The sequence below is a fragment of the Streptomyces sp. DH12 genome (genome assembly GCF_020873895.1).
Classification (GTDB): domain Bacteria; phylum Actinomycetota; class Actinomycetes; order Streptomycetales; family Streptomycetaceae; genus Streptomyces.
The window spans coordinates 1-420 of sequence record NZ_JAHWGT010001360.1 but is presented as its reverse complement, the minus strand read 5'-3'; the positions used below and the strand labels follow the sequence as shown (position 1 = coordinate 420).

Annotated in this window: 1 pseudogene; it reads left to right on the top strand. The window is 74.3% G+C overall.

Annotated features, from left to right (window positions below):
- Positions 1-420, top strand: a pseudogene (locus LPA54_RS40070) (hypothetical protein); the annotation flags it as partial.

The window sequence follows — 420 nt, the reverse complement described above, 5'->3', positions numbered from 1 at the left end:
GTCCGACGCCTTCGCCCCCCGGCTGCGGGTGCTCACGGACGAGCTGGAGCAACTGGAGCGCAACCGCGACTCGATCGTGGACCGGCTGCGGGGTCTGGTCGAGTCGGCCCTCGCCACCCTGCGCTCCGCCCAGCGGCTGTCCCGGCTGCCGGAGGGCCTGGGGGAGTGGTCAGGGCAGGAGTTCCTGCGCATCCGCTTCGAGGAGCCCGACCAGGCCACCCTCACCGAGCGCCTCGGCGAGGTCATCGACGAGGCCACCCGCGCGGCCGTCAGGAAGAACTCCGACCTGCGGCGCGACGGCATGTCCCTGCTGCTGCGCGGCGTCGCCGCCGCCCTGCGGCCCAAGGGTGTGGCGGTGGAGATCCTCAAGCCCGACGCGGTGCTGCGCGCCGAGCGGGTGCCGGTCGGGCAGATGGGCGA